The sequence below is a fragment of the Kitasatospora misakiensis genome (assembly GCF_042656005.1).
In the GTDB taxonomy this organism is placed as follows: Bacteria; Actinomycetota; Actinomycetes; order Streptomycetales; family Streptomycetaceae; genus Kitasatospora; species Kitasatospora misakiensis.
On the sequence record NZ_JBHSOF010000041.1, the window covers coordinates 57630 to 82519 of the forward strand.

Consider the following 24890-nt stretch of genomic DNA (forward strand, 5'->3'; position numbering starts at 1 on the left):
TCGGCTCTGCCGGCCGCCCGGCGGCGTTCAACGCTTCGACGTCGCGGTCGCCGTCCAGCTGTTCAACTACGCCGACGACGTCGCCACCATCGAGCGGATGTGTCGCAACATCCACCGGAGCATCGTGCCCGGGGCCGAGTTCTTCGCCTTCGTGCAGCACCCGGACTACCGCTTCGACGGGCCCTCACTGGCCAAGTACGGCTTCCTGTGCGAATCGCTCGGCGAGGACTCCGCGATCGGGCCGCGGGTGAGGATCACCGCGCTCCTCGACCCGCCGATCTCGTTCGTCGCGAACCCGCCGAGCCGCGAGGTCTACGAGGGGAGCCTGCGGGCGGCCGGGTTCACCGGGATCACCTGGGTCCCGCTGGGGATCTCCGCGGCCGGCGTGCGCGAGTACGGCGAGGAGTTCTGGGACGACTTCGTCGGCAACCCGCCGTTGACGATGCTGCGCTGCCGCGCCGCACCCCGGGCGGGCGCGGCACCCCCCGGCCGGCGCAGGACGCGCGCGCCGGGCGCAGGACGCTGCGCACGTCACGCGCCCGGCGCGCGGGCTCGGGCGCGCAGGCCCCACCCCGCGCCGCCCGGTCGGGTGAAACCCTCCGCCGGCTCCGGCGCGACCGCCCGTGCGCCCTGCCGCGCGCCCGCCTCGCGGGCGATGATGCCGGGTGGTTCGCCCGGGAACCTTTCGCGCGGGGACGTCCGCTCCCCCGGTCCGGGCGGCCTGCCCCGTGAGAGGAGCGTGATGACGGTTCCCGCTGTGACGGACGAGGTCGAGGACTTCGTCGACCGCTGCGTGCCCCTGGCCGGCTTCGCCGCCTTCGACCTGTACGCCACCGGCATGGCCGAGCGCTATCTGGAGACCGCCCGGCAGCAGGTCGGGGCGGCCGCCTTCGCCGAGTTCTGGGCCGCCTGGTCGGCCGCCCTCGACGGGCGCGGCGGTCCGCGGGACCTCTCGCCCGTCCACCTCGAGGTGGCCCGGGCGCTGGCGTACCTGTGGCTGACCGGCTCCTGGCCGCGACTGGCGCCGGCCGCGCACGCGGCGCTGCGGCGGCAGCTGGCGAACGAGGAGTTCGTGGTCGCGCCGGAGGCGTACGTCGAGGGCCTGGTGTGGCGGACCTTCCACGGGCATCCGGCCGGGGCGAAGCCGCCGGGCTTCGGCACCTGGGCGGTCCGGCCGCCGGCGCAGCCCACCACCGAGGCGCTCCGCCGCCGCCTCGGCCTCGACGAGCAGGCGGTCTGCCGCACCGGGCTGGCGGCCGAGGTCGCCCTCGACGCCGTGCCCGACCACCTGCTGCCCGGCCACCGGGCCTGGCGCCGGATCCCGCCGTCCGCCGTCCCGACCTCGGCCGGGCCCGCCACCCGCGAGGAGCGCGCATGACCGGGCCTGTGACCGCCGTCGGCGCGGACGAGGCCGTCCGCCGGCGCTACGACGTCGTCATCGTCGGCGGCGGCTGGTCAGGCAGCCTGATCGCGAAGGAGCTCGGCGACCTGGGCTGGCACGTCCTCGTCCTGGAGGCCGGCAACGGCGGCACCGCGACCTGGCCCGGCTACCTGGGCTCGCTCTCGACCTACCACTCCGCCGTCGCCAAGGTGCCCAACTCCGCCTACCGGCGCAGCGTCGCCGCGCCCTCCCCGGACGTCCTCGACCTCGCCCCGGTGCGCGACCCGCGACCGGGCCGGCCGGAGTTCACCGCGAACGGCTACTTCGTCCAGGACGGCCGGCTCCCGTACGGCACCGACTACCTGCGGGAGTTGGGCGGCACGGCGATGCACTGGCTCGGCGCGGTGCCCCGGATGCACCCCGAGGACTTCGTCACCGAGCGGTACGGCTACGGGCGCAGCTGGCCGATCGACCCGAAGGAGCTGCAACCCTGGTACGCCCGGGCCGAGTTCGAGATCGGCGTGGCGGGAAACGCGGACGACCAGCGGGCGATCGAGGTCGTCGCCGACCCGGAGTACGTCTACCCGATGCATCAGATCCCGGCCAGCTACATCGACCGGTACTGCCAGGAGCTCGACGGCACGCCGGTCCGCGACGACCTCGCGGGCGAGGAGTACGAACTGCGGGTCAGGAGCCTGCCGCAGGCGCGCAACTCCACCCCGAACCCGGCCTACTCCCCCGTCCCGTACCGGCCGCAGGGCGCGGTGGGCCTGCCCAACTACGGCGAGCGCTGCGTGGGCAACGCGAGCTGTGTGCCGATCTGCCCGGTGCAGGCGAAGTCCCACCCGCTGCGCCAGCAGGCCCGTTTCTCGCGGACGGTCTCGCTCGCCACCCGCTGCGTCGCCACCCGGGTCCGGCTGGCGGGCGCGACCCGGGGCGGCCGGGTGAGCGGGGTGGAGTTCCGCGCGTACACCGATCCGGCCTCGCCGGTCGGGCGGTCGTACGTGGTCGAGGCGGACTTGGTGGTGCTGGCCGCGCACGCCGTCGAGAACGCCCGGCTGCTGCTGTTCTCCGGGCTCGCGAACGGCAGCGACCAGGTCGGCCGCAACCTGATGGACCACCCCACGATCCTCAACTGGGCGCTCGCCGACGAGAAGCGCGGACCGGTCGGGCCGTTCCGCGGCCCCGGGCACACCTCCGGCTGGGAGGCCTTCCGCTTCGGCGAGGGGCGTGCCCGGCGGGCGCCGTTCCGGATCGAGATCGGCAACTGGGGCTGGGGCTGGGCCACCGGCGCGCCGATGAGCAATGTCGCGACCGCCCTCGGTATCGGCGGCGACCGGGACGGCGAGGTCCGGCCGGACGGCGTGTTCGGGCCCGAGCTGCGCCGGCTGCTCGGTTCCGCCCTCGGCCGGCAGCTCCAACTGCAGATCGCCGTCGAGCAGTCGGCGAACCCGGGCAACCGGGTCACCATCGACCGCCGCTACCGCGACGCCATGGGCAACCTCCGCCCGGTCATCACCTACGACCTCGACCAGCACACCCGCGACGGCCTCTTCGCGGCCCGCAAGGTGGCGCGGAAGATCTTCGGACACCTCGGCGCCACCGACTACACCGACCACGCCCCGCGCGACGGCGTGCCGCCGCTCGGCCACTTCACGCACACCGTCGACGGCGAGACCCTGGACCTCGCCTACAGCGGCGCGGGCCACGGCGCGGGCACCCACATCATGGGCGGCTCGGCGGCCACCTCCGTGGTCGACGAGTACCAGCGCACCTGGGAGCACCCGAACCTGTACGCCGTCGGCTGCGGCAGCATGCCCTCCATCGGCACCAGCAACCCCACCCTCACCATGCTGGCGCTCGCCCTGCGCAGCGCCGGGCGGATCCACCAGGACCTGCTCCCCGACCGGCGGCCGGCCGACCTGCACGGCAGCGCGGGGGACGCGACGGACACGGGGGGCACGACGGACACGGAGGTACCGGCATGATCACCGCCCTCGCCCTGGACCGGGCCGGCTTCGGCGTCCCGCGGACGCTGCCCGACCTGCGCACGTACCTCCAGGCGGCCATGGAGGTCGAACACCTCACCATCCCGGTCTACATGACCGGCATGTACACCATCCGCCCCGGCACCAACCGCACCGCGTACTACGCGATCCGCGCCGTCCTGCTGGAGGAGATGCTCCACATGACGCTGGCCGCCAACCTGCTCAACGCGGTCGGCGGCACCCCGGAGGTCGGCAGCGGCTTCGTCGCGGAGTACCCGGCCCGGCTGCCCTTCAGCGGCGAGACGGTCCCCAGCATCGGACTGCGGCACTTCTCCCCCGAGGCGCTCCGGACCTTCCTGCGGATCGAGCAGCCCAGGGCGATCACGCCGAACACCGCTCCGGGCGACGGCTGGACCTCGATCGGACAGTTCTACGACACCGTCCGGGAGGGCCTGGAGTACCTGGTCAGGACGCTCGGCCACGACGCGGTGTTCGCCGGCGGGCGGCCGGGCCACCAGGTCGGCCCGGAGGACTTCTACAACTCCGGTGGCGAGGTCTTCCCCGTCGACGGCCGCAATTCGGCGCTCGAAGCGCTGGAGACGATCACCGAGCAGGGCGAGGGCGTCCACGGCACCATCTGGAACAGCAACGACCGCTTCGGCGAACAGCCCGAACTCGCCCACTACTTCCGCTTCAACGAGATCTTCACCGGCCGCGGCTACGGCCCCCACGACCGCCCCAGGGACCGGCCCAGCGGCCCCCTGATCGACGTGACCTGGGACGACGCCTACCCGATCCACGGCGACTCCAAGGTCGCCGACTACGAACGGTTCGCGACCACCAGCGCGGTGTACGCGCAGGCCGTGGCGTTCGACTCCCGCTACGCCGTCCTGCTGCGCTACCTGCACTCCGCCTTCAACGGGCGCCCCCGGGACATGGCCCTCGCCATCCCCACCATGCTCGAACTGCGCGACCGCGCCGAACAGCTCTACCGCAATCCGCACCCCGACCCGGCCCAGGCCGCCCTGGGCCGCTTCGCCAGCGCCACCTTCGAACTCGACGCGCCCGACTACCGGGCCGCCGACGAGGAGGTCCGACGCAACGTCGAGGCGGCGGCGCTCGAAGCGGGCGAACCGATCGACCTGTCCGCCCTGTCCTCGGACTCCACCGAGGCGTTCGCCTGACCGTGGCCGGGCCGCAGCCGGGTCGGCGGTTACGGCTCGGTGGCCGGGCCGCCGGTTACGGTTCGGCGGGGGACGCGCCGTCCCCGGTCCGCGCGGCGGCGCCCAGTCGCCACGCCTCGATGTCGCGGTAGCGGATCGGTCCGGGGCCGCGGCCGATGTTGCTGCCGACGAGGTGCAGGCGCTCGGTGCGCCACCGCAGGCCCACGAATCCGGCGAGCCCGGCCGCGGCCTGCGGCACGCTGACGGCGTCGTCACGGCGTGAGCGTGCCAGCGTCAGATGGGGGTTGAGCGGGCGGTCCCGGAACCCGATCCCGCACGCCCTGATCAGCTCCCGGACGTCGGTGGCGAGCCGGTGCAGGCCCTCCACGTCCCCGTCGATCCCGCTCCACAGCAGCCGCTCGTCGAAGTGGCCACCGCCCCGCAGGTTCAGGTCCAGGGCCGGGTACGAAGGCGCCGCACCGGCCAGCGCCGACCGCAGCGGGGGGACCGCCGTGGACGGCAGCTCGCCGAGAAAGGCCAGGGTGATGTGCCAGTCCTCGATCCGGTTCCACCGCAACCGCGGGTACCGCGCGCGGGCCGGCTCCAGGGCGCCCGCCAGTTCGTCCTTGGCGTCGTCCGGCGGGGCCAGCGCCACGAAGACGCGCAGGGAGGAGGGCTCGGGGTGATCGTCCACGAAGGGGGAGGGTAGCCGAGGGAGGGCCCCGCTCGCGCCGACCGCCATCGGGCAGGCTCCAGTGGGGAGGTTCAGAGTCCGAGGTCGGTCAGCCCCGGGTGGTCGTCGGGGCGGCGGCCGAGCGGCCAGTGGAAGAGGCGCTCGTCCTCGGCGATCGGCAGGTCGTTGATCGAGGCGTGCCGGCGCGCCATCAGGCCGTCCTGGTCGAACTCCCAGTTCTCGTTGCCGTAGGAGCGGAACCACTGGCCGGAGTCGTCGTGCCACTCGTAGGCGAAGCGGACCGCGATGCGGTCGCCGGTGTGCGCCCAGAGTTCCTTGATCAGCCGGTACTCGTGCTCGCGCCGCCACTTGCGGGTGAGGAAGCCGACGATCTCCTCGCGCCCGGTGACGAACTCGGCGCGATTGCGCCAGCGGCTGTCCGGGGTGTAGGCGAGCGAGACCCGCCGCGGGTCGCGGCTGTTCCAGCCGTCCTCGGCGGCCCGGACCTTCAGGCGGGCGGTCTCCTCGGTGAACGGGGGCAGGGGCGGGCGCTGTTCGGACATGCCGGTCTCCTTCGAAGGGTGGCGCCGGAGTCGGGGTGAGAACGGTCGTTCTCACGGTGTCCGCTACCCTATGAGAACCATGGTTCTCATGTAAAGGGCAGGGCGGATGGACACCGACGAGGCACAGACCCGGATCCTCGACGCGGCCGAGGAGCTGTTCTACGGACAGGGCATCCAGGCGGTCGGCATGGACGCCGTCCGCACCGCCGCCGGCGTCACCCTGCGCCGCCTCTACCAGCTCTTCCCGTCCAAGGGCGACCTCGTCGAGGCCTATCTGGACCGCCGCGACCGGCGGTGGCTCGCCGCCCTCGCCGACCATGTGGACACGGCCGCCGACACTCCCGCCGAGCGGGTGCTCGCCGTGTTCGACTGGCTCGCCGACTGGTTCGCCCAACCCGGCTTCCGGGGCTGTGCCTTCGTCAACTCCTTCGGCGAACTCGGCGCCACCGCACCCGGCGTCGCCGCCGCGGCCCGTCGGCACAAGGAGGCGCTCCGCGAGTACCTCACCGGACTCGCCACCGACGCCGGCGCCCCCGCGGGCACCGGGACCCACCTCGCCCTCCTCGTCGAGGGGGCGATCACCCTCGCCTCCCTCACCGGCACCCCGACCCCCGCCGCCGAGGCCCGCGAGGTCGCCGGCCTGCTCCTCGCGAAGACGGGCGCGAGGACCGGCGCGAAGAGCTGACGACACTCCAGTTGCGGTGCCCCGTAGGACTCCTGGAAGGGGCCGCCCGCGCTCAACACCGTTCGCGCATGGGTCAGACGGCGTGCGCCGCGGGGCAACAGCGACGGCTCGGGCTCACGCATGCTGAACCGGAGCGCCGAGCACGATCACCACGGCGTTCCCGGCGCTCCCGGCGCTCGCCCGACCCCGGTCGAGCGGTCGCCGCGCGCCGCCCGTCCCCCGTCCGGCCTCGATCACGGCCCCACCGCGTGTCGGCCGGACGCCGTCGTCCAAGGAGACACCGTGTTCCTGAGGAACCGTTCCGCCCTGCTGTCGGCCACGGCCGCGACCGCACTCCTCGTCACCCTCGCGGGCACCGCGTCCGCGGCACCCGCACTCACCGACCGGTCGGCGGGTGCGAGCCAGATTCGGATCGAACCCGCCAACCGTGCGGCGGTGCTCCAGAGTTGGCCCATCATCGACTGGGACATCACCAACATCACCTCCGGCGCGGGCCAGCACGCGAACCGCTACTGGAACCTCATCGACGCGATCCACCAGAACTCCTACGGCGACGCGACCGGCGCCGACAGCGGGCTCGTCCAGCAGACCACCCGGAACGAGAACCGGCTGATCCAGATCCGCGTGATCAACAACGGGACCCACCTCGTCTCCATCTACATGTGGGCCGACAACCTCTACATCGCGGGCTTCTACTCCCCCGCCGCCAACCGCCACTGGGCCTTCCAGGACGGCCGTCAGCAGCAGTTCCAGAACGACCTCGGCGTCACCGCACGGCTCATGCCGCGCACCGGCAACTACAACGGCATCACCGGCGGCAGCACCCGCGAGAACCTCTACCTCGGCTCCACGAACATCTTCGACGCGCTCTACGGCCTCCACGACGTCCGGGAGTGGAACGAGAGGATCATCGACCGGGGCATGCTGATGGCCATCACCATCTTCTCGGAGGCCGCCCGGTTCGGATCGATCCTCAACCGGGTCTACGGGAACATCAACGGCTGGACCAACTACCAGCTGAGCGTGGACTACCGGGACATGGAGAACCAGTGGGGCCGGCTCTCCCAGGCCGCGCACGCCTGGCGGCAGGGCCGGGCCGCGTCGGTGCGGCTGATCGGCAACAACGTCACGAGCTTCGACCAACTGCGGCGCGTGGTCGGGTTCGTGGAGCTCCACGGTTCGGAAGCGCTGCTGTAACTCCGGTCGTCCGCCCGCTGTCCCGTCCGCCGCGGCTGTCGGTCTGCCCGCTGTCCCGTCAGCGCGCGGCGGTGACTTTCACCGGGTGGCGCCGACCGCCGGTCAGAGGGTGAGGGCGCGGGTGGAGGGGTGGATCGGGGCGGGGAGTTCGGTGTGGCCGCGGAGGTAGCGGTCGACGGCGGCGGCGGCCGAGCGGCCCTCGGCGATCGCCCAGACGATCAGGGACTGACCGCGCCCGGCGTCGCCCGCGACGAACACGCCGGCCGTCCCGGCGGCGAAGCCGTCGTCGCGGGTGAACGCGCCGTCCGGGCCGACCGTGAGGCCGAGTCGGGCGGTCAGCCAGGGTTCCGGTTCGGGGCCGGTGAAGCCGAGCGCGAGCAGTGCCAGTTCGGCCGGAACGGTCCGCTCGGTGCCCGCCCGGGGCGTACGGTCGGGCGGCTCGGCGTCGGCGAAGCGGACCGCGGCTAGCCGCCCGTCCGGCCCCGGCTCGAAGGCGACCGTGGTGGCGGCGAACACCCGGACCCCGGCCTCGGTGGCGTCGGCCTCCTCGTGCGAGGTGGTCTTCCGGTGGACCTTCGGGTGGACCGGCCAGGGCTCTCCGGGGGCCCGGAGCTCGGGCGGGCACGGGTTGATGTCGAGCTGGGTGACGGCCGCGGCGCGCTGCCGCAGCGCTGTGCCGAGGCAGTCGGAGGCCGTGTCGCCACCGCCGACGATCACCACCCGGCGGCCCTCGGCGGACACCGGCGCGGCCGGCAGATCGCCCTGGTCGACCCGGTTCGCGCCGGTCAGGTAGCTCATCGCCCCGTGGACGCCCGGGAGGCCGCGGCCGGACACCGGCAGGTCGCGGGGCACGCCGGCGCCGACGGCGACCACCAGCGCGTCGCAGTCGGCCCGCAGCTCGTCGGCCGCGACGTCCCGGCCGACCCGCACCCCGGTGCGGAAGACGGTGCCCTCGGCCCGCATCTGGTCGAGCCGGCGGTCCAGCCGGTGCTTCTCCAGCCGGAACGGCGGGATGCCGTAGCGCAGCAGCCCGCCGAGGCGGTCGGCCCGCTCGTACACCGTGGTGGCGTGGCCGGCCCGGGTGAGCTGCTGGGCGGCGGCGAGGCCCGCCGGGCCGGAGCCGACCACCGCCACCCGGCGGCCGGTGGTCGTGGCGGGCGGCTGGGGCCGGTCCCAGCCCTCCTCCCAGGCCCGGTCGGCGAGGGCGAGCTCGATGTTCTTGATCGTGACGGGCGCTCCGCCGTCGACGGCCAGTACGCAGGCGCTCTCGCAGGGGGCCGGGCAGAGCCGCCCGGTGAACTCGGGGAAGTTGTTCGTCGCCAGCAGGCGGGCGGCCGCGGCCCGCCAGCCGTCCAGCGCCACCAGCCGGTTCCAGTCCGGGATGAGGTTGCCGAGCGGGCAGGCGCTGTGGCAGAACGGCAGCCCGCAGTCCATGCAGCGGGCGGCCTGGCCCCCGACGATCGGCAGCAGGGGAACCCCGGGGCGGTACACCTCTTGCCAGTCGTCGAGCCGCTCCCGCGCGTCCCGCCGCTCGCGCTCCGCGCGCGGGGTGGTGAGGAAGGCCATCCGGTCTGCCATCGCGGCCTCCGGCAGGGCGTGCCGACACGGACCGGCGGCACCCCGGCGGACGCGCCACCGTGTGGCCACCGTACGCCTACGAAGGGCCTTCGGGAAGCCGGGCCCCCGGGCGGGACGGGCGCCGGGCCGGGTGGGCGTTCACCCCCTGCTCCCCGCGGCGCGGCCGTGGACGTCCTGCCGCGCGGGACCGGGGCCGTCAGCCGCTCCGGACGATCACCGCGGGGACGAGGGTCATGGCCAGCCAGCCGAGGACGGGTACGGCCAGGGTGGCGGCGAGCGGCAACTGCGACGGCACGAGGGTGAGGACTGCCGACGAGCGCCATGGGGACGGTGAGGCCGCCCATGGCGAAGGCGAACGGGGCCACGCCGGTCTCCCGGTGCCCCCAGGTCAGGCCGAGGACGGTGAGTGCCACACCCAGGCCGACCACGAGGGCCACCTCCAGGGACGCCAGCCAGGCCGAACCCGAGTTCGGGGTGCGCTGCCCGTTGTGCGAGACCTCCGCCACGCTCCCCCGGAAGAGGGTCAGGTCCACCTCCGTGCCGACCTTCGCGCCGTAGTAGAGACCCGAGTTGACCGTGTAGCGGTGCTCGGGGGCCGTCTCCCGTGCCACGGTCAGCGTGTAGGTGGTGCCGTCTCCGGAGGGGCTGGCGTGCCGGTCCGTCACCTTGCCGGTCTCGTGCCGCACGCACTCCTCACCGGGCGTACGCACCGCCGTCCCGCACACCGGGGCGGTGCGGTACGCGCTCGCCTCGTCGTTCGCGTCGACGAACCAGCTGAAGCCGAGCACCGTGGTGGCCAGCCCGGCCAGGAGGAACAGGCCCTGCGCCACCGCACGGGCGGCGCCCCCTCCGGAGCGCCGGGGCCGGGCCGACGGCCTCGCGTCCATGGTCCGAACATTCATCGCAACCCCCATCGATCGCGTCCACGGGCACCTCCCCGATGCCCAGCAGGGATGATTCCAAGGACGTGGCCGACGGGAACGCAACCCGGCCTCCTTGTAGCGAACTTGTCGAGATTCCGGGCCGGGGATCTCACACTGGCCCAACCTGGGTCGGCACGGGGCGGTGACCATGCGGGTCACCGCCCGGCTCGGGTGCCCGCCGGCCGGCGGGCACTACTGCGGGTCGGGCGTGGCCGCCGGCGGGGCACGACCACCGGGTCGTCGGCCGACGGTGATGACGACCTTGCCGAGGCGGTTGGTCCGGTCGTAGTAGCGGTAGGCGGCTGCGGCCTCCTCCGGGAATGGCGATCAGTACGCGTACCACACGGCCGATCGCGGTGCCTAGAATGGGTGGCCGGTCGTGAGTTGGTCGATCCGCACACGCACGGGGCGTGTCCGCGGGGTGAGGGAAGAGGTGTGCCGTGCCCGACGCTGACTCCGGTGCGTCCACGCTCGCAGCGAAGCTGGACCGGCTGTTCGACGTGGTCCGCCGCCCCGACCGTGAGCCGTACACCCATGAGGAGGTCGCCCGGGCCTGCCGGGAGGCGACCGGTGAGACCTTCTCGGCGACCTATCTGTGGCAGCTGCGGACCGGGCGCCGGGACAATCCGACGAAGCGTCATCTGGAGGCGCTGGCACAGTTCTTCCAAGTCCCTCCGGCGTACTTCTTCGACGACCGGCAGAGCGTCCGGATCGCCGAGGAGCTGGCGCTGCTCGGCGCGCTGCGGGACGCCGGGGTACGGGACGTGGCGCTGCGCGCGGTGACCCTTTCGCCCGAGGGGCTCGGCACGATCAGCGACATGATCGAGGCGATCGCCCGCCGTGAGGCCGGAAGTCGGCCGGACGGCGGGCCCGGCGGCAGGGCGAGCGGCGGTTCCGGCGGCAGGTAGCGGAAAATCGGCTCGAAGCGGTTCTCCCGGCGCTTCCCCGTCCGTAGGATCGCCTCCCGACTTGGGGGTCGAGCACCGGGGGGTATGGGCGTGGAGTATCCGGGTGGGGTTGAGCGCGGGCTCTGGCAACGATGTCGCGGGGTCGCGGAGTCGATACCGCTCCCGGAGCCCTTCGGCATCCGGGCGCTGACCGACTCGCTCGGCCGGCTGCGCGGAAGACCCATCGAACTGGTCCCGCTCTCCGGCCCCGCGCACTCGCCGTGCGGTGTGCTGATCAGCACCGACCGGGCGGACTACATCGGTTACGCGGCGGACACCACCGCACTGCACCAACAGCACATCGTGCTGCACGAGATCGGCCACCTGCTCTGCGGACACACCGGCGGCGGTGCCGGGTTGAGCGCGGTCGTCCAGGACAGCCTGGCACCCCGACTGTCGGGCGAGTTGGTCCGCCGGGTGCTCGGCCGGTCGGCCTACACGCAGCGGCAGGAGCAGGAGGCGGAGCTCGTCGCCTCGCTGACCCTGCACCGGGTGCTGCAGCGCCCGCGGTCGTCCACGGTGATCGGGCAACTCGCGGAAGGGATCCTCCGGTTGGGGTACGGGATCGGCGGAGCGCGGGCCTGTGGTGCGGTGCGGCATGGCTGACCAGGAGACAGGAGCACCGGGCGGGCCGGTGCGTGACTGGTCCGACCACCGCCGGCTCGGGCCGCTCTGGTCGGTGCTGCGGTCCGAGCTGCCGGAGATCGAACTCGTCACGCCGGAGCAGCGGTTCGGATCCGTGGGCGGGCGGCGACCGGGCATCCGCTTCGCGCTGTTCCGCCGGATCATCGAGATCCGCGACGGCCAGCTGTCCCTCCGCCCGTACCTGCACCCTCGGGTGCCGTTCTGGGTGGGTGAGGTGGTCCGCCCGGCCGGGACGGAGGAGTTCGCCGTCCTGGTGGAGGCCGCCACCGTCGCGGCGGCGCTGGAGGCGGCCCGGGCCGGGCACCGCTTCCCCGTCGGTCCCGGCGGGGGGTGGGTGCCGCACCCGTTGGCGGCCGGGCTCCGCGAGGAGGCGGCGTGGTTGGCCAAGGTGGCTCGCGCGTACCGCCGTTCACCGGTCATGGCGCATGTCCGGCGGCGGGTGCGTGCGGAGCTGGCGGGGGCCGCGACGCCCGGTCCCGCCCTGCCGCCCCCGCCGGTCGCACAAGGGTGAGCGGACGGCGGGGGCGGGGAAGGTTCAGGCCCCAGGGACGGGGGCGGGTTCAGGCCCGGGCCAGCTCCGGCATCAGCTCGTACACCTGCTCCGCCGCACCGGGGTCGGCCTCCAGACAGGCGCGCAGATCGGCCCTGGCGGCCTCCGTCCGGTCGAGCCCGATCAGGCAACGGGCGCGCTGCAGACGGGCGTCCACGTCCTCAGTCGCCTCCACCACCTCGTCCAGCAGTCGGACGGCCTCGCCGTACCGCCCGGCGTCGTGGTGGACCACGGCCAGGTTGAACCGGATGCCGGGCTCCGCGGAGAGCTCCACGGCGCGTACCAGGTGGCTTCCCGCGGCGTCCAAGTCACCCTCCTGGTAGCGGAGTCCGCCGAGCAAGGCCCAGGCCTCGGCGTACTCGGGGTCGACCGCGAGCGCGTCCCGGTAGGCCTCGGCCGCCGCCGCGAGGTCGTCCTCGGCCACCAGCAACTGCCCCTTCAGGCTGAGCAGTCGGGCGTTCTTCGGCGTCCGCTCCAACCCGGCGAGGATGTCCGCCCGGGCGAGGTCGGGCGCGCCCGCGTCGAGCAGCAGGGCGGCCCGGTTCAGCCGGGCGTCGTCGAACTCCGGGTCGAGCTGCAGGACGTAGCCGAAGTCCGCCACCGCCGCCTCGGTGTCGCCGAGTTCGGCCAGGACGTCGGCCCGGTTGAAGTACGCCTCCGGGAAGGGCGGGGAGAGCCGGATGGCCTGCTCGTAGTCGGCCAGGGCCCGCTCCGGCTCGCCGAGGTCGCGCCAGAGCATGCCCCGGTCGAAGTGGTACTCGGCGTAGTTGGGGTCGCACTCGATCACCGCGGTGTAGTCGGCGACGGCCTCGGCGTGGTGGCCGAGGGCCGCGTGCACCTGGGCGCGGTTGTAGCGCAGCACCGAGCGGTGCAGCGCGTGCTCATGGGGCTCCAGGGTCTCGTCGAGCTGGGCGATGCAGGCGTCCAGCAGGGCCAGTGCCGCCGCCGGGCGCCCCTGGTGGACCTCGATCAGCGCGAGCCCGTTGCGGTTGAACACGACGCGCGCCTCCCGTTCCTTCGGGTCCGGGTGCCAACGGGCGAAGGCGATGGCCTGGTTGACCCAGGCGCGGGCCAACTGGTGGTCGCGGCGCCCGGCCTCGAAGTGCCGGGTGTGCAGCATGGCCGTGGCGTACGCGGCCTGCATGTGGACCTCGGGCGAGGTGCTGAGCGCCCGGGCCTCCTCGTAGAGCGGCAGGGCCCGCTCCGCCAGGCCGAGCGCGGCGAAGGAGGTGGTCATCTTGGTGGTGAAGGCCCACCAGTGGGTCGGGTTGCTCTCGTGGGTCACCAGCCGCCGGCCGCGTTCGCCGAGCTCCACGACGGCGTGGTAGTAGCCGAGGTCCATGCAGTGGTCGAGGGCGTGGCGCAGGGTGTCCGCCCCGGCGCCGGACGGGTCACTGCCGTGCTCGGCGTGCCAGGTGATGGCCCCCAGCCGCAGCGAGGACTCGCCGGCGGTCTCCAGCTCCGCGCGCCGCAGGTCGTGCAGGCGGGCGCGTTCGTCGGCCGGGAGCGCCAGGTAGGCGGCGGTTTCGGCGGGGTCGTCGCCGACGCCGTCGGCGGCGATGTGGGCGCGGCCGAGCGCGGCCTGCCCAGGGCCGGCCGGTGCCTGGTCGGCTGCGGGCTCCTCGTCCGCCAGGTCGAGCACTCGGCAGTAGGCGGCGAGGGCGTCCGGCAGCGTCTCCCGACCGGGGCCGATCGGGCGCTCCAACGGCTCGGTGCCGGTGGTGACGACCACGGTGAGCAGCTCCGGGTCGATCCGGCGCAGCAGGACGGCGAGGAACTCCCCGTCGGTGGGGTCGGCCCGGTGCGCGTCCTCGACGACCAGGGTGTGCGGGCCCGCCCCGAGCGCGCGCAGGTACGCCTCCAGGAACTCGACCAGGCCGTGGGCGATGCGCAGGGTGCGCAGCGCGGAGTAGAAGCGGGTGCGCTCCTTGGGCACCGCGAGCGAGGTGAGCGTCTCGCGGGTGGCGGGCACCAGGTCGCGCAGTTCGGGGGTGGTCGAGAGGATCTCGATGTCGTGTCCGGCGACGGCCTCGGGGCAGCGCGCGAGCGCGTCGGGGACGGTCGCGCGCAGGATCGACCCGACGGCCGTGTAGGGCCCGCGCAGCCGGCGGTCGGCGTTCACCACGGCGAGCACGGGTGGCAGGTCGAGCTTCGCGCGGGCGTCGAGGCGGGCGGGGCGCCGGGCGGCGCGGACCCAGTGGTGGCGGTGTTCGGCCATGGCACAGCTGCCTTTCGTGCGGTGACGGGGAGGTGGGGCGGAGGTGACGCGGCGCGGGAGCCGGCGTTCCGTCCTGGGAGTCAGATCGTCCGGGCGGCGCGGCGCTCCCGGACGCCGAGCACCACGACGGCGGCGACCTGTCCGAGGCTCAGCAGCAGCAGGGCGAGCGAGTCCAGCCGACCGGCCGGCGACCCCTCTCCGGTGATCCGCACCCACATGTCGTGCAGCAGCCGGTAGGCCGTCGGCACCACGACACCGGCGAACATGGTGAGGGTGAACGCGTAGCCCACGACCATCAGCCAGGCGTACCAGCGGGCGGCCCGCCGGTCGACCGGGTGGTGGACCGAGAGGTCCACCGGCTGCCGCCCGGTGACCCGCCGGACCGCGTTGCGGAGCACGTCGACCGCGGCGGCGTGCAGGTTCACGCAGCCCAGCACCGTACTGAGCAGGACGTACAGGTCGGTCCGCAGGTAGAAGAAGCCCTGCCAGGCGAGCCGCAGCACCGTGGCGTAGGCGATCGCGAGACAGAGCCGGGCGACCAGCGCACCGCCGCCGCGCGTCACGTCGGCGACCAGGGTGAGGACGGCGATCGCCAGCACGTCGGCCAGCATGCCCGCCAGGATGGGCAGGTAGCGCTGTCGGCGCGGCACGCTGACCAGACCGTCGAGCGAGGTCTCCAGCACCAGGTACACCAGCCGGCGGCCGACCGAGAGCCGCGAGCGCAGCCCGAGTCGGCGACCGGCCAGCGCGTGGAACGCCTCGTGCAGCGCGAGCAGCGGCACCTGTCCGAAGAACAGCATCAGGACGACGAGTGTGTAGGACGTGCTGAAGAACAGGTTGTCGGCCCGCGGGACCAGGGCGGGCACCCGGATCATCTCGACCGCGGCGAGGGCCGTGACGAGCGCGTAGCCGAACAGGGCCGGCCTCCCGAACAGCAGCCCGCCCAGGCGCCGCCCGCGCACGGGCGCGACCTCGGCCGTCAGTGCGTCGGCGGGGCGGAGGAGGTCGAGGTCGGCGAGGACCTCGACCAGGTCGGCGATGTCCACGCTCTCGCCGTGGGCGGCCCGGTAGCGCTCGGCGGCCTCGCGCGGCGTGACGCCGTCGGCCAGCATCCGCACCAGCTCGGCGCCGTCGGCCGGGAAGACGGCATAGGTGTCGGTCTCCGGACTGCCGATGGTGACCTCGTCGGCCTCCTCCAGGTAGACGAGCCGGCGCAGGGGCAGCGGCCGGTCCAGGTCGAGGCCCGGGGCGTTGGAGTTGCTGTCCACGGAGGAGTGCACGGTTCCTCCTTGCGGGAGGTGGGCGGAGGGGGCGAGGTGGGCGGAGGGGGCGCGCGGAGCGGGCGGGGTGGGCGGGTGGAGCGGTGCCGGTCGTCAGGTGCCCGACCGGCACCGCGTTTCCCCCGGATCCGGCGGTCGGATCAGAGCTGCACGCTGCAGTCCCACGGCAGGTACAGCGCACGCGCCGTGCTGGTCAGGCGGACCGGACCGGCCTTGCGGACGACGATCTTCTTCATGACGGACACCTCCTTCCACGACAGACGGTCGAGGCCGCGAGCAGACATGAGCTGAGATGAATTGGAAACTTCACCTCAGCCACATCAGCTCGGCCAGGGCCCAAGAGTGGTGAATCCACGTCTCCCGCGTCAAGAGACCGGCACACCGCCTCCACACAACAATCACGCCTGAGGACACGGGAGTTCGCAGGTCGAGGCCGACTTCCGCAGGCGGCAGACGCCCCCACCGCGTCCGAATCCGCAGCGCCGAACCGGCCCTGACGCCGCGCCAGAATATAAACTGAAATGATTCACCGAGGACTTTAGGAAGCATCGCCAGGGCCTCCTGGACAGGAGATCGCCGGACCAGGAGCGGCGAGTGACCCATGTCATGCTCCTGCGGTACTGACGACCGCTACCGTGGGCAGCGACGACGCGGCTGATCGCCCGTCATTCCGCAGGACCGAGGTGTGCGGTGAAGCAGGCCGGTCCACGAGGGGTGCCATCGGGGCACGCCGCCGGAGAGGGTGGGGTCGGTGCACTTCCTTGACGCGCCGGTGGACGGCCGCGGGCCGTCCACCACGGAGGGCATGGCGGGTGTCGCCGCCGCGGGCGCGCGGTGCCTCGCGAAGGCATCGCGGTTCGCGATCGAGTCCCAGGACGCCGATGGTGCCTGGCGGATGCCGACGCAGCCGCGCATTCTGGAGAACGCGGTCGCCGTCTGTTCACTGGCACACATCCGAGGAGAACGGGCCGCCCGAGCACGGGCGCGGGCGGTCTCCTGGCTCCGGACCGCCACCCCGCAACGCCACGACCCGTTCGTGGCCGCCGCCGACCGGTGGCTGGTCGAGGTGGCCACCGCGGACGGAGCGGTCCCGGCGTTCAGCGAGCTGTCGGCGGCGGCAGGCCCGCATTCGCGGCGGGCGCTGTACCTGCACGCCCTGGCCTGCGCCCTGGGCGCACCCGGCGCCCACGCCCCTCAGCTGCTGTCCGACACCGAGGCCGCGCTGGGGCACGAACGGGGCAGCGGACTCAAGCCGTGGCAGCGGACCATGCTGCTCGCCTTCGAGGCCGTCGCCCGCTCCGCCCTGGGTCTTCCCCCGGCTGCCGGCACCCTCGACGCGTTCCGGCGCGCGCAGTCCGCGGACGGCTCGTACTACGGCATGCCCCTGGTCACCGGCATGCTGCACCTGGCGCTGACCCGGACCGCGCCGGACGATCCGGTCACCCACCGGTGCCGGGAGAGCCTGTTCGCCGACCAGCACCCCGACGGGACCTGGCGCTTCATGGTCAGCGAGGTGTGGGACACCGGCCTGATGGTCCGCGCCCTGCGAGGCCACCCGGACTTCGACGCGGACGCACTCGACGCCGCCCAGGCCTTCCTGGCCTCCGCCCAGAACGAGGACGGCGGCTGGGCGTGCGGCGCGGCGCTCGACTCCGACAACGACACCACCGGCAACACCCTCCTCGCCCTGGCCGGCACCGCATGGGCCGACCGGGTCCGCGCCACCGCCACCGCCTACGCACGCCGCTGCCGGACCGAGGCCGGCCTGTGGACCACCTGGCACTCCAGCGACGACGACCCCGTCCCCGACGTCGTCGCCCACATGGTGGCCGGCATCCGGGCCGCCTCCCTGCCCGGCATCGACCTCGACCCCGCCCGCCGCTGGCTGGCCGACCGAGAGGCCCAAGGCCACTGGCCGAGCGACTGGTACATACCACCCGCGTACGGCGCCGCCGAGATCAGCACCCTGCTCCCACCCGGCCCGCACACCCGCGCCACCACCGACGCCCTGCTCGCCGCCCAGCGCCCCGACGGCGGCTGGCCCCGCGTCCCCGGTGAATCCCACTCCAGCCCCGCCGCCACCGGTCTGGCCGTCACCGCGCTGACGCACCATCGCACCGCACCCCGGGAGGCCGTCGAGCGCGCCCTGTGGTTCCTCGTCGACGCCCAGACCGACGAGGGCACGTGGACCGACCTGCCGCTCATGTACGGCCCCCGGCCCTTCCTCAGCGCCACCGGCGTCCAGATCCACGCCCTCACCGCCCGCGCGCTGCGCCAGACGCTCACCCCCGCGCGACAGCCGGCACAGCCGGCCGGGGCCGACCGATGAACCCGGCCGCCACCGGTCCCCTCGCGTCGGCGCCCGACCGGGAGCTCCTCGCGGCGCTGAGCCCGACCGCCGTGATCTTCGACTTCGACGGCACACTGGTCGACACCAGCACCCTCAACACCGACGCCGCCCGGGCCAGCTTCACCGACCTGGACCTGCCCGTCCCCGAGCCCTGGCTGCACAACGCCCCGCTGGCCGATCTCACCGCCCTGCGCGAACTGTTGCACCGCGACCTCGGCCTCCGCCTTCCCGACACGGACTCCGAGTTCGTCGCCCGTACCCGCGCACACTGGCTCACCCTCGCGCGCCGGGCCCGCCCGGTGGCACGGGTCTGCGCCGCCGCGCGCCACCTGGCCTCGGCGGCCGTTCCACTGGCGGTGGCCTCGGCCAACGACGGCCAGGTCGTCCGCGCGGGCCTGGCCGCGTCAGGCCTTGACGGCCTGTTCCGGACCGTCGTCGCCCGCGAGCACGTCGCCCGCCTCAAGCCGGCGCCGGACGCGTACCTGCTGGCCGCCGCACGCCTGGCCGTACCTCCCGACCAGTGCCTGGCCTTCGAGAACACCGACGAGGGCATCAGCGCCGCGCTGGGGGCCGGCATCCCCGTCATCGACATCCGCGACCGCACCTGGAACGCGCGCCGGCCCTGATGGGCCGACCCCCTTGCCGCAGCGGCGGCAGCCCGGCCCGAGCCGCCCGCCGCTGCGGCAGCGGCGGCGGGCAGTTGCGGTGTCGTGTCAGGGCCGTTCGGGCCCGGGCTGGGTGGCCTGCCAGGCAGCGGCGAACAGGGCGGGCAGGGGGCGGGTCGGGACGAGGACGGCGTGCGCGGTGCTCGCGCGCCCCGGGTCGAGGGTGCGGTGGGTGAACCGGTCGGCCTCGACCGGCAGTCGGGGGGTCTTCAGGTCGAGCCACGGGCCGGGGAGGAAGAGGCTGCGCCCGGCGCGGGAACGGCGGGCGGTGACCACCAGGCCGGTGGCGCCCAACCGCTGCTGGGCGGCCTTCAGTTCGGCCGCCGTCCAGCCCGTCCACAGCCGTATGTGGCGATCGGTCGGGTCGGGCAGCGCGAGCAGCATCAGGTACAGCGCCGCCGCGTCCGCGGTCAGGCCGAGGGCCGCCGCGCAGGCGGTGACGACGTCCGGGGCGCTGCGGCGCGGGTCCTGTTCCCAGCCCGGGGTACGGCCGGCGTCCTCGGCGAGGTGGCGGCCGAGGGCCTCCAGGTCGCCGGAGAGCAGGATGCGCAGATCGGCGAGGGCCGGCAGGCCGGAGCCGCCCGGCAGAGCCTGCGAGGGCTTCAAGCCGTCGTAGTAGTCGTCGAGCGCGTCGAGGACCGTAGCCTCGGCGCCGGCGAGGAGACCGGGGCGCACCAGGACGTGCCACTGCCCCGCGGCCGGGTCGTCCACCACCTCGACGCCGGGCAGGGCGGCCAGGGCCGACGTGGACGGCGGCCTACCCGTGGCCGACCGCAGGTTGACGGAGAAGACCCGCCAGGCCGGCCCGGTGCCCTCCCGGTGGGCGGCGAACTCGGCGGTGACGCGCAGAGCGGCCGCGGCGACGGCGGGGCGCAGCGGGTGACCGGCGGGGGTGCGGTGGGCGAGCCACGCCATCGCGTACGGCGAGGCGAACGGCGCGGGCGCGCGGTCGGGACCGGCCTCCGGGGCGAGGGCGGCGGCCAACAGCGCCTCCGGTCGTCGGCAGCGCCTGCGCAGGCCCTCCGGGACCGGGTCGACCGCGGGGCCGGGGCCGGCCGGTGCCCACTCCCCCGTGGGGAAGCGGATCTCGCGCCCGGCGAGGGCCAGCAGTTCGGCGTCGACCGGCGGCGCGCCGAACCGCTCGTGCCACCAGGCCACCGCCCGCTCCACGTCCGGCCCGTGCGTCCACAGCCGCTCCGGGTCGGCCGGCACCAGCCGGTTGCGGAACTCCCGGACGGCGTCGGACCCGATCCGGCGGACGATCTCCTTCTCGGCGGCGCTCTCGTGGTCCCGGTGGTGTGTGCGGACGGCGAGCAGGGCGCCCGCCTCGGCCGTCGTCAGCGCGAGCCGCCGGGCCAGTTCCTCGGCCGTGTCGGGCCGGGCGGGCAGCGGCCCGCGGTCGGCGAGCAGTTCCAGGTAGCGGTGCAGCAGGTCGGCGTCGATGTGCGCGGTGAGGTCGGTCCGGGTCTGGACCTCGCAGTCGGCGGCGGCCAGCGGGCCGTCCTCGGGGAAGGTGCCGCCGGGCGCGTACTCCAGCAGCTCGGAGCGGTTGAAGCTGCTGTGGAGGACGAGCGCGGTCGAGAGCGCCGTCCGGAAGGCGTGGCCGGTCGGCGGGGTGGGCCGGTGGCCCGGGCGCCCGAGGGTGACGGTGCGCCAGCGGCCCGGCCCCTGCTCCGCCACGAACGGCAGGCCGGCGAACTCGCGCAGCCGGTCGAGGCTCGTGGCGTCGCCGCGCAGCAGTTCGGTCCGCCAGTCGACGACCAGGTACGGGAAGGCGGCGGACACGCCCGCGACGATCGCGCTCGGACGGTCGAGGTCGCCGTCCCAGACGGGGCTCCCGGTGGCCACCTCGCGCAGCAGCCGGCCGACGCGCACCCGCACCGGCTCCGCTGGGGCGACCGGCACATCGGGTACGTCGCGCACGGCAGGTACGTCGGACACGGCAGGAGCGTCCGTCCCGGCGGCGGCCTCGGGGGTCAGCAGCGGCACCAGGTGGGCCAGCCCGTCGCGGCAGTTCGCGGCGATCTGCACCAGGCGGGCGAACTCCCGGCCGACCTGCTCCTCCTCGACCTCCAGGAGCCGGCCGATCCGCTGGCGCACCAGGCCCGCGGCACCCTCGCGGAAGACCGACCGCGCCTCGACCGCGCCGAGCAGCAGCTCGGCGCCCGCCCGGTCCAACGCCTGCTCCGGCGCGTTCCTCCGCACCGCGTCGAGCAGCAGGGCGGCGACGTCGACGGCGGCCAGCCGCCGGGCCCGGGCGGGGTCGGCGAGCAGCGTGACGGCGGCGCCGAGGTGCTGGAAGCGGGCGAGCAGCAGCGCCACCTCGTCCAGGTCGAGCAAGGGCAGCTCGGCGAGTTCCTCGTCGCACCACTGCGCCAGGGCTTCGCGCCCCGGCCCGGTGTCAGCCAGGGTGGGCACCTTCGCCCACCCCTTGGGGTCGTGCGGCTGGTACCAGAGGTTGTGCGCGTCCCCGCCGTTGGTCAGCTCGCACTCGGCCCGCAGCAGGGCCCGCAGCTCGCGGGCGAACCGCGGATCGGCGCACAGGGCGGACAGCGCGGGGCGCGGCGCCGTGTCGACCCGGTGCAGGTACGGATCGGCGAGCCGCGGCGGCGGATCGGCGACCGGCGCGCCCGCGGCCAGCAGCACGTCCAGCAGGCCCAGCCGCAGGGCCGGGGACCCCTGCGCCTTCCGGTCCCACCGACTCGGGTACGGCAGGTCGACGGGCACGCCGTCGGCGGTGATCCGCGGCGCCAGCAGCGCGGCGAGCCGGTGAAGGACCGGTCGGGACGCCGTACGGAACGACCGGTCGGCCAGGACGACCAGCGCGCGCAGCCAGTCGGCGGCGGTGCCGGGCGCGGCGCCGCCCGCGTCGGGGGCGGCGGTGAGGTGGGCCAGCGCGCCGGTCCGTTCCAGGTAGTCCAGCGTCAGGTCGGTGTCCGGCATGCCGGACTGCGGTCCGGCGGCGGCCACCTCGCGCGCCAGGTCCGGGCGGTCGGCCAGGACCAGCTCCCAGGCGGGGTCGGCGAGCAGCGCGGCCCAGAACTCCTGGGCGGCCGTGTGCCACAGGTCGCGGGCCGGCAGCAGCCGGCCGGCCAGCCGGGCGAGTTCGCGCGCGGGGTCGAGGCCGGCGGCGCGGGCGGTGCGGACGAGGTCGGCGGCGAGTCCGGTGCGCAGGCCCTCGCGGAGCGTGCGGTCGCCGAGCAGGGCGAGCGTCCGGCGGGCCGCGTCGCGGTCGGCGCCGCGCGCGGTGACCTGGCGGACGCGTTCACGCAACGCGGTGTCCGTGAGCGCGCCGGCGGCGTCCACGGCGGCGTAGCGGGCGTCCAGCCACTCCTGGTCGACGTGCTCGCCGGCGGTGCGCTCCGCCGTCCTGGCGCGGGCGAACCACGCCGCCGCATCGGCCCGTTCCCCGCCGTGGCGCAGGCAGAGGTCCGCCACACCGTCCAGGAAGCAGCGCGAGAGCGCGGGGTCGGCGGCGGCGACGGTCTTGAGCACGGCGTCGACGTCTCGCTTCATCCACACCCGCCAGGCCGAGGTGGCCTGCTCCAGGCGCTCCAGGTGGTGCAGCACCTCCCGCTCCCGGGTGGGGTGCGCGGCGAGCGCGGACTCGGGGAAGGGCATCGCCCCGGCGGCCGGCAGACCGGTCGCCAGGGAGCCGACCGGCTCCCAGCCCTGGTGCACCATCAGCCGGTCGCGGTGGCGCGCCGCGTCCTCGGCGGTGAGCACCACCCGCTCCGCGCCGGGCAGCGCCGGATGACGGTAGCGACGGACCAGCAGGCCGTCCTCCCCCTGCGGCCCCCCGGCGGCGGGCACGAGACCGGCCTGCGCCAGCGCCTCCGCCCAGGCGGCGTCCACCGACAGCAGCTCCACCACCCGAACGGGCACCGCGACGCCCTCGCGCACCAGCCGCTCGGCCTCCTGCCCGCACGCCCGGCGGTGCGCCACGACGCCGTCGGCGAGCCCGAACAGCCCCGGCAGGCCGGGATGCCCCGCCAGCACCGGCGGCACCTTCTTCAGGACCCGCCCGCGCTCGTTGCGGAAGACGACCTTCGCGTCCTCCAGCCGTGCGACGTACCCCTGCGCACCGATCTCCCCGACCATGACCCACCACTCCCCCGTGCTGTCCACCCGCCGGGCAGTGCTCACCCGGCGCCTCCGCAGCCTAACGACCACCTCTGACAACGGCGCTCCGGCCGCGCAACCACGGGGAGCCGGGACGGCGTCCACCCGGTGATATCGTCCGCTGATCGACGACAGCGGCCCCCGGCACCGTCCGGGACCACCGCCACCTGCGGTTCGGCGCCACGGAGCGGATCCGGGAGAATCCTGGAGAATCCGGAGGGATCGCCGTCCGGGCCCGTGGAGGTGCCGTTGCGCGCGACCGGCAGCGCCCGCCGACGCCACCGGTCCGCCGGGCGGGGAGTCGATCGCGGTGCATCGAGGGGAAGCATGAGAGGTCAGGCATGACGCGCGGACACGCCCGGGCCGTCGGCGATGTGGTGGCCGGGCGGTTCGAACTCCGGGAACGCCTCGGCGCCGGGGGCATGGGCACCGTCTGGCGGGCCCACGACCCCGCCCTGGAGCGCGACGTCGCCCTCAAGGAGATGCGCTCCGGCGGCCACGACGACCCCGCGCGCACCGCCCTACTGCGCGAGCGCGCCATGCGCGAGGCCAGGGCCCTGGCGCGGATCAACCACCCGGGCGCGGTCGCCATCTACGAGGTCGTCGACGACCGGCCGCACCCCTGGCTGGTCATGGAGTTCGTCGACGGCACCCCGCTCGACACCCTGCTGCGCGGCGGCGCGCTGACGCCCGTCCGGACCGCCCGGATCGGCCTGGACGTCCTCGCCGCCCTGCGCGCCGCCCACTCCGCGGGAATCCTGCACCGCGACGTGAAGCCCGCGAACGTCCTCGTCCGCCCCGACGGCAGCGCCGTCCTCACCGACTTCGGCATCGCCGCGCTCCAGGGCTCCCACACCCTCACCGCCACCGGCGACATCATCGGCTCCCCCGAGTACCTCGCCCCTGAGCTCATCCGCCGCACCGAGGCCGAGGCCGGCCCCGCGAGCGACCTGTGGTCGCTCGGCGTGCTGCTGTACGCGTGCGTCGAGGGGACCAACCCGATGCGGCGCGATTCGGTCTGGGAGGTCCTGGTCGCCGTCTGCGAGGAGCCCGTGCCGCCCCCGCCGCACGCCGGCCCGCTCGCCCCCGTCATCACCGCGCTGCTCACCAGGGACCCCGGCGGCCGGCCGGACATCGACGACACCGCCAGGGCGCTCGCGGCCGTCCGCGACGAGCAGCCCTCCCCCGTCGGCGGCGACGAGCCGACCCGCCGGCTGCCACCGCTCGCCCCGGGCACCGGCCCCACCGCCGCCACCTCCGCCGCGCCGACGGGCGCCCGCACGCGGCGGCGCCTGCCACGGGCGGCCGCCGCCGTCCTCGGGGTCGCCGCCCTCGCCGCCACCGGCGTCGGCGTGTACGCGGCACTGCCCGGTTCGCCCTCCGCCGGCCCCGGCCCCGGCGTCGCCACCCCCTCGCCGACCGCCTCCCCCACGCCCACCCCGACCGCGCCGGGCCTCTGGATCGCCCAACTCTCCGCCGTCCCGCACGGCTCCGACCGGACCGCGCTCGACCAGGAACTCCTCACCCTCCAGCGCAAGCTCCCCGGCGCCCGGCTCCTCAACAGCAACGACTGGAAGTCCCTCAACCCCGGCTACTGGGTCATCTACACCACGGGCGACTTCCCGGACGGCGACAGCGCCCTCGCGTTCTGCACCGCACACGGCCGCAGCAAGTGCGTCGGCCGCTACCTCAGCCAGGACCCGGCCGACGGCCGCTTCATCTGCGTCCCCCCGCCGACCCCCGGCCAGCCCTCCAGCCGCGAAGCCTGCCGCCGCCCCTGACCTGAACCCGGGCGGGGAATCCGCACCGCTCCAGCCCACCACGCACGGCCGGTCTCCGCGTCAGGACGCGGAGACCGGCCGTTGGTCGTACGGGGGCTCACCCCTCGCTGCGGATCTCAGCGGACCCTAGACGAGTAGATCCGAAGTTCCGGCCCGCCAAAGGGCAGAGGGCGTCCAAGAT

At 74.7% G+C, this 24890-nt stretch carries 17 protein-coding genes; 11 read left to right on the plus strand and 6 right to left on the minus strand.

Annotated features, from left to right (window positions below):
- Positions 1-97: 97 nt before the first annotated feature.
- Genes ACFP3U_RS26690 through ACFP3U_RS26700 form a run of 3 tightly spaced genes read left to right on the plus strand, consistent with a single transcriptional unit; the run spans position 98 to position 4553 of the window.
- Complete coding sequence (locus ACFP3U_RS26690; RefSeq protein WP_380228227.1) at positions 98-1378, plus strand: hypothetical protein; 1281 nt, start codon at positions 98-100, stop codon at positions 1376-1378.
- On the plus strand, positions 1375-3369 hold the full coding sequence (locus tag ACFP3U_RS26695) for a GMC family oxidoreductase (protein WP_380228228.1): 1995 nt from the start codon (positions 1375-1377) through the stop codon (positions 3367-3369). Before ACFP3U_RS26690 ends, ACFP3U_RS26695 begins: the two co-directional genes overlap by 4 nt.
- Positions 3366-4553 carry a ferritin-like domain-containing protein gene (locus tag ACFP3U_RS26700; RefSeq protein ID WP_380228229.1) on the plus strand — a complete coding sequence of 396 codons (1188 nt, stop codon included), beginning with the start codon at positions 3366-3368 and terminating at the stop codon, positions 4551-4553. The genes ACFP3U_RS26695 and ACFP3U_RS26700 overlap by 4 nt, the downstream gene beginning before the upstream one ends.
- A 55-nt stretch (positions 4554-4608) precedes the next feature.
- Here the strand turns inward: ACFP3U_RS26700 and thpR are convergent, their stop codons facing one another.
- Together thpR and ACFP3U_RS26710 are read right to left on the minus strand one after the other, a co-directional pair.
- Positions 4609-5226, minus strand: a complete 618-nt coding sequence (gene thpR, locus ACFP3U_RS26705) for an RNA 2',3'-cyclic phosphodiesterase (protein ID WP_380228230.1) — start codon at positions 5224-5226, stop codon at positions 4609-4611.
- A 71-nt stretch (positions 5227-5297) separates the two neighbouring features.
- Entirely contained in the window at positions 5298-5768 is a 471-nt protein-coding gene (locus ACFP3U_RS26710; protein ID WP_380228231.1) for a nuclear transport factor 2 family protein, read from the minus strand.
- A 106-nt stretch (positions 5769-5874) separates the two neighbouring features.
- On the opposite strand from ACFP3U_RS26710, the gene ACFP3U_RS26715 reads away from it, so the two are divergent.
- Together ACFP3U_RS26715 and ACFP3U_RS26720 are read left to right on the plus strand one after the other, a co-directional pair.
- A complete protein-coding gene (locus tag ACFP3U_RS26715; protein WP_380228233.1) occupies positions 5875-6453 on the plus strand; it encodes a TetR/AcrR family transcriptional regulator in 579 nt (192 codons plus the stop codon).
- 282 nt (positions 6454-6735) lie between these two features.
- Positions 6736-7650, plus strand: a complete 915-nt coding sequence (locus tag ACFP3U_RS26720) for a ribosome-inactivating family protein (RefSeq protein WP_380228235.1) — start codon at positions 6736-6738, stop codon at positions 7648-7650.
- Between the two features lie 102 nt (positions 7651-7752).
- Here ACFP3U_RS26720 and ACFP3U_RS26725 read toward each other — a convergent pair whose 3' ends face one another.
- Positions 7753-9228 carry a glutamate synthase subunit beta gene (locus ACFP3U_RS26725; RefSeq protein WP_380228237.1) on the minus strand — a complete coding sequence of 492 codons (1476 nt, stop codon included), beginning with the start codon at positions 9226-9228 and terminating at the stop codon, positions 7753-7755.
- A gap of 1363 nt (positions 9229-10591) precedes the next feature.
- Between ACFP3U_RS26725 and ACFP3U_RS26730 the strand changes: the two genes are divergently transcribed.
- The 3 genes from ACFP3U_RS26730 (at position 10592) to ACFP3U_RS26740 (ending at position 12254) form a co-directional block, all read left to right on the plus strand.
- A complete protein-coding gene (locus ACFP3U_RS26730) occupies positions 10592-11059 on the plus strand; it encodes an XRE family transcriptional regulator (RefSeq protein ID WP_380228238.1) in 468 nt (155 codons plus the stop codon).
- Positions 11060-11149: 90 nt separating this feature from the next.
- Complete coding sequence (locus ACFP3U_RS26735) at positions 11150-11704, plus strand: ParH-like protein (protein WP_380228240.1); 555 nt, start codon at positions 11150-11152, stop codon at positions 11702-11704.
- Positions 11697-12254, plus strand: a complete 558-nt coding sequence (locus ACFP3U_RS26740; RefSeq protein ID WP_380228241.1) for a DUF6545 domain-containing protein — start codon at positions 11697-11699, stop codon at positions 12252-12254. Before ACFP3U_RS26735 ends, ACFP3U_RS26740 begins: the two co-directional genes overlap by 8 nt.
- Positions 12255-12303: 49 nt before the next feature.
- Here ACFP3U_RS26740 and ACFP3U_RS26745 read toward each other — a convergent pair whose 3' ends face one another.
- Together ACFP3U_RS26745 and ACFP3U_RS26750 are read right to left on the minus strand one after the other, a co-directional pair.
- Positions 12304-14511: a tetratricopeptide repeat protein gene (locus ACFP3U_RS26745; RefSeq protein ID WP_380228242.1), complete on the minus strand. Its 2208-nt coding sequence runs from the start codon at positions 14509-14511 to the stop codon at positions 12304-12306.
- An 80-nt stretch (positions 14512-14591) separates the two neighbouring features.
- A complete protein-coding gene (locus tag ACFP3U_RS26750) occupies positions 14592-15791 on the minus strand; it encodes a hypothetical protein (protein WP_380228243.1) in 1200 nt (399 codons plus the stop codon).
- A gap of 751 nt (positions 15792-16542) precedes the next feature.
- Here ACFP3U_RS26750 and ACFP3U_RS26755 point away from each other — a divergent pair.
- Together ACFP3U_RS26755 and ACFP3U_RS26760 are read left to right on the plus strand one after the other, a co-directional pair.
- The gene (locus ACFP3U_RS26755) at positions 16543-18120 is read left to right on the plus strand and encodes a prenyltransferase/squalene oxidase repeat-containing protein (protein WP_380228244.1); all 1578 of its coding nucleotides are present in this window, start codon (positions 16543-16545) and stop codon (positions 18118-18120) included.
- Complete coding sequence (locus tag ACFP3U_RS26760) at positions 18117-18767, plus strand: HAD family hydrolase (RefSeq protein WP_380228245.1); 651 nt, start codon at positions 18117-18119, stop codon at positions 18765-18767. The genes ACFP3U_RS26755 and ACFP3U_RS26760 overlap by 4 nt, the downstream gene beginning before the upstream one ends.
- A gap of 87 nt (positions 18768-18854) precedes the next feature.
- On the opposite strand, the gene ACFP3U_RS26765 is transcribed toward ACFP3U_RS26760, so the two are convergent.
- Positions 18855-22952 carry a hypothetical protein gene (locus ACFP3U_RS26765; protein WP_380228246.1) on the minus strand — a complete coding sequence of 1366 codons (4098 nt, stop codon included), beginning with the start codon at positions 22950-22952 and terminating at the stop codon, positions 18855-18857.
- A 317-nt stretch (positions 22953-23269) separates the two neighbouring features.
- Between ACFP3U_RS26765 and ACFP3U_RS26770 the strand changes: the two genes are divergently transcribed.
- Positions 23270-24709, plus strand: a complete 1440-nt coding sequence (locus ACFP3U_RS26770) for a serine/threonine-protein kinase (RefSeq protein WP_380228247.1) — start codon at positions 23270-23272, stop codon at positions 24707-24709.
- Positions 24710-24890 lie beyond the last annotated feature (181 nt).